The organism is Ilyomonas limi (assembly GCF_005233845.1).
GTDB classification, from domain to species: domain Bacteria; phylum Bacteroidota; class Bacteroidia; order Chitinophagales; family Chitinophagaceae; genus Ilyomonas; species Ilyomonas limi.
Genome location: NZ_SZQL01000048.1, coordinates 1 through 4,053 on the forward strand (window position 1 = coordinate 1; position 4,053 = coordinate 4,053).

General features: G+C 39.7%; 4 protein-coding genes. 2 read left to right on the plus strand and 2 right to left on the minus strand.

The features are described 5' to 3' along the window. Positions 1-524 precede the first annotated feature (524 nt). Both FC093_RS23370 and FC093_RS23375 read left to right on the plus strand, forming a co-directional pair. Positions 525-1,280, plus strand: a complete 756-nt coding sequence (locus tag FC093_RS23370; protein ID WP_137264242.1) for a helix-turn-helix domain-containing protein — start codon at positions 525-527, stop codon at positions 1,278-1,280. A 72-nt stretch (positions 1,281-1,352) separates the two neighbouring features. Then, positions 1,353-2,486 (plus strand): FAD-dependent oxidoreductase, encoded by a 1,134-nt coding sequence (locus FC093_RS23375; protein ID WP_137264243.1) that lies wholly within the window; start codon positions 1,353-1,355, stop codon positions 2,484-2,486. A 201-nt stretch (positions 2,487-2,687) separates the two neighbouring features. On the opposite strand, the gene FC093_RS23380 is transcribed toward FC093_RS23375, so the two are convergent. Both FC093_RS23380 and FC093_RS23385 read right to left on the minus strand, forming a co-directional pair. Next, entirely contained in the window at positions 2,688-3,566 is an 879-nt protein-coding gene (locus FC093_RS23380) for an IS3 family transposase (protein ID WP_137264244.1), read from the minus strand. A gap of 5 nt (positions 3,567-3,571) precedes the next feature. Continuing rightward, complete coding sequence (locus FC093_RS23385) at positions 3,572-3,877, minus strand: transposase (RefSeq protein ID WP_137264245.1); 306 nt, start codon at positions 3,875-3,877, stop codon at positions 3,572-3,574. Positions 3,878-4,053 lie beyond the last annotated feature (176 nt).

Sequence of the window (4,053 nt, forward strand, 5' to 3'; positions counted from 1 at the left end):
ACCAATTCCGCTTGGGCTGATGAATCAAAACTGAATTATTTTTGATAAACTAAAAAATACAGCTATCTTATCCCGCTGTGAATAACTCAAAAAAGAGTCAACCATTTTCAGGACGACGCACATTCCAGTTTTTTCGCGACGAAAATAAATTCCCATGCTAACCTGTGGACAGCGTTCAAAATACTTAGCTTTACCCAAATGCTCTTTGCAAGACCGATGTATAAATTGGCGTTTCACGAACCCGTGTGCCATTCTGGTTGAAATATTATCTTCCTTAAATGGAAGAATTGATAAATTCAGTGGTGGAGCTTATGCTACCCCGTTCAGGATAAACTTTAAATCTTGAAAATATTTCCTCAGGGCATTTTATTTTATTCCTAAAAAATACACTTTGATTAATGCAGGGTTCAGCGAAGCTTTGCTTGCAATCTAAAAAACGCAGGAAAAAACCTTTTCTAATAACCTAAAACGTTAGTCAGGAACAGGCACTCGAAAAGAATTACAGGATATGAGCCGGTTACATTATGAAACTTAACATTAAATCAGCAATACCTGACAAATCCATTGTGCATTTTGTTCACAGCTTTTGGATGCTGGAGAACAAGACAGGGAAGGACGTTCGGTCAACAGTGTTACCAAACGGAATGGTTGATCTAACGCTGATGAATATGAAGTCAGGGAATTGGAAACTATTCCTGCGAGGACTTGACACTGAGCCTTCGCAAGTAGTAATTGAAAAAGGAACAAAAATATTTACTATCGGGCTTAAATTATTGGCTGTAGAATATTTGTTAAGTGAATCAATTAAACATGTTTTAAACGAAGCACAACATATTTCAAATGACTTCTGGCAATTTGAAGAGAGCGACATGAAGAGCCTGGAAAATTTTTGTAACAGAGCAACACAAAAAATAAATACCATTTCATTTGAAAACATTGATAGTCGAAAGAAAAAATTATTTGAACTAATCTACTCCTCTAACGGCTCAACGCCTGTGAAAGAGCTTTCGGATCAAGTGTTCTGGAGCAGTCGGCAAATCAATCGTTACTTCAATCAACAGTTTGGAATTTCACTCAAAGCCTATTGTAGGTTGCTTCGTTTAGGATCTTCGTTCAAACACATTAGCGAAGGCAAACTTTTTCCCGAACAGGCTTTCACCGACCAAAATCATTTCATCAAAGAAGTTAAGAAATATGCCGGTGTAACACCTAAAGAGTTGAGCAAAAACAAAGATGACCGTTTCATAGACATAACGGCAATCAAAAACTTCCCTTCTTAAAACGGCTGATTTTTACTATTCCATTTTTCAGTGCTGACAGAATTTTGCATCTAAATTAAACAATGCAAAATCATGTTACTGAAAAATAAGAAAGTAGCCATCATTGGTGCAGGACCCGTTGGGCTGACAATGGCAAAATTATTTCAACAAGAAGGTGTAGATGTAACCGTTTACGAAAGAGATAAAGACGCGCAAGCAAGGATTTGGGGAGGAACACTTGACCTACATAAAAGTTCGGGACAACTCGCCATGAAAAAAGCAGGACTGTTACAAACTTATTATGATCTGGCGTTGCCTATGGGAATAAACTTTGCTGACGAGAAAGGGAATATATTATCAACGAGAAATCCGACGCCCGAAAACCAGTTTGACAATCCCGAAATCAATAGAAACGCATTAAGAAAAATGCTGCTTGGCAGTTTAAAAAGCGACACAGTTATTTGGGATAGAAAACTTACAGGACTTGAAGAACGAAACGGAAAATGGATTTTAGACTTTGAAAACAAACCAAGTGCCACCGCAGATTTTGTTATCATAGCTAATGGCGGAATGTCGAAAGCAAGAAACTTTGTTTCGGACAGCGAAGTAGAAGAAACAGAAACTTTTATTATTCAAGGTGATATTTATCAACCTGAAACTAACTGTCCTGATTTTTTTCAGTTGTGCAACGGCAACAGACTAATGACTGCACATCAAGGAAATTTATTAGTCGCAAATCCATTTAATAATGGTGCATTATCCTACGGTATCATTTTCAAAAAACCAGAAGAATGGTATAACCGAAAAGGATTAGACTTTCAAAATACCGACAGCGTAAGCCAGTTTTTGTTAAATAAGCTTTCAAATTGGAGTGAAGAATACAAACAATTAATTCGCTCAACAACTTTTTTTGTCGGCTTGCCAATAAGAAAGTTCCCATTAGACAAACCTTGGAAAAAGGTTCGTCCATTACCTATTACATTAATTGGTGATGCTGCTCATTTAATGCCACCTTTTGCGGGGCAAGGTGTAAACATTGGACTAATGGACGCTTTGATTTTGTCGGACAATCTTACGAACGGAAAGTATGACACTATACAAAGTGCTATTGATGACTATGAACAAAAAATGTTTGTTTATGCAAAAGAAGCACAAGAAGATTCAAGCAAAAACGAAGTAGAAATGCGCAGTCCAAACTTTTCGTTTCAACAACTTATCAATACGTAATTGACAGAAAAACGGCAGCTAACAAAAGGTTCCTATGTACCAAAGAAAATGGGAGGTGAAGAGGTAATATGTATAAAATTAAATTTCTTGAGAAAGAGAAAGATTGAAGGAGGCATCCATCTTTCCCCTTCTCAAGAGTTTTTCCTTATCTCAAATTTAATACGGGTGAGGTGTATCGATTTTGACGGACAGTAAAGTTGCTTAGGTGATGTAAAAATAATAGTTCTTTTCAAAGTTGTTGGGGCATTCATAATTCAGGGATGAATGTCTCCGTTTTGTGTTGTAATACATTTCTATGTATTCAAAGATTTCTGTGTTAGCATCCTGCAGGTTTTCAAAAGCACCGTCCTGCATCAATTCCGTTTTGAAGCGGCTGAAGCACGACTCCATGAATGCATTGTCATAGGGGTTATCAGCCCGGCTCATACTTTGCATGATCTGTGGTTTTGAATTCAAAAGCTTTCTGAACTTGTTGCCTGCATACTGACCACCACGGTCGGAATGAACAATCAGTGCTGCAGTAATACTGCGGCTCATCAGTGCTTTTTTAAATGCGGTTATGACCAGTGCTTCTTTCATGTAGTTATCGAGATGCCAGCCGATGATCTTTCGGGAATACAGATCCATCCACACTGCCAGGTAACCGTAACTGCCGCCTGCAAGCGGAATGTAAGTAATATCTCCCACCCATACTTCATTAGGTCTTATTGGCAAAGAGCGCTCCAACAGCAGGTTGGGACTAATCGGGTAAGGATGGCGGCTGTCAGTAGTCTTTGGCACAAAGCTCCGGGGCTGAATAGCTTTTAAACCATGCTCCTTTAATACTTTACGCACCTTGTAAGCACCAGCCTTAGCCTTTCCTTGTGCTTTCAGTTCTGCTGCCACCCTGCGCACACCATAGCGCCTGCGATGCTCCCTGAAAACACGGATAATACTTTGTTCCATTTCATTTTTCTTTTCACCGGCCATACGTTGCTTTTGCTCGTTCCAGCTGTAGTAAGCACTGCGGCTGACCTTGAGCACAGCACACTGAATGGCTACAGGGTATAAATGTGCATGAGCTTTTATGAATTCGTACAACTGTCTTACGTCTGCCGGCTGAAAATGCCCAAAGCTTTTTTTAAAATATCACGCTCCGTCTCCAGTTCCCGGATGCGTTTGAGTAATGCCTGCTGATCTTCCGGGCTGCCTGCATTATCCCCCTTACCAACTATTGCTGGCTGTTGGCTGCTGTTAGTGCGGCTTTTCCATTTATAAATCAGGTTTTCTCCAATGCCCAGGCTCTGGGCTACTTCGCTCACCGGACGACCATTGTGAATCATTTTCAATACTTCGTCCTTGAATGAAGCATCGTACTTGCGGCGCTTCGCACCTGTGCTTTTCCCTTTCATTTTCTGTTGCTAATGTAAGCAACTACACTGTCCGAATTTAGTAGAGCATCTCAGGGAGTGTAATTTAAACTGTGTCAAAAGATTTTCCTATGTTACATTTATGCTGTCAGGCAAAACGGAGAAAGGCGCTGCTGAGGAGCAACCTTTTAAGGGATAACCTGACCCGATAGAATGAA

What these genes read in the sequence shown, in the direction of transcription:
- FC093_RS23370 (WP_137264242.1), top strand. Translation starts at nt 525, where the DNA reads ATGAAACTTAACATTAAATCAGCAATACCTGACAAATCCATTGTGCAT.
- FC093_RS23375 (WP_137264243.1), top strand. Translation starts at nt 1,353, where the DNA reads ATGTTACTGAAAAATAAGAAAGTAGCCATCATTGGTGCAGGACCCGTT.
- FC093_RS23385 (WP_137264245.1), bottom strand. Translation starts at nt 3,877, where the DNA reads ATGAAAGGGAAAAGCACAGGTGCGAAGCGCCGCAAGTACGATGCTTCA.